This window comes from Sedimentitalea sp. XS_ASV28, assembly GCF_041224545.1.
Lineage (GTDB): Bacteria > Pseudomonadota > Alphaproteobacteria > Rhodobacterales > Rhodobacteraceae > Sedimentitalea.
On the sequence record NZ_JBGFGP010000112.1, the window covers coordinates 1 to 260 of the forward strand.

The window sequence follows — 260 nt, forward strand, 5'->3', positions numbered from 1 at the left end:
TTATGATGCGGACCGTATTCGCAAAAACATGGATAAGCGCGACATCATCACCCAAATTCCAATGCGTAAGACCCGCAAGATGCGCGTGGGTGTAGATCACACGCTTTACCGGCTGCGAAACATGGTTGAGCGGTGCTTCAACAAACTCAAGAACGCCCGGCGCGTCGCAACCCGCTACGATAAGACGGCTGAAAGCTTCCTGGGCTTCATCGACATCGCGTCAATCCGACTTTGGATCCGTCATTTGTCAACATGACCTA

Annotated in this window: 1 protein-coding gene; it reads left to right on the plus strand. The window is 51.9% G+C overall.

Annotated elements, in window-relative coordinates:
• On the plus strand, positions 1-256 hold a 256-nt coding region (locus AB9K34_RS08685; RefSeq protein ID WP_369954038.1), incomplete at its 5' end, for a transposase.
• Between the last annotated feature and the right edge of the window lie 4 nt (positions 257-260).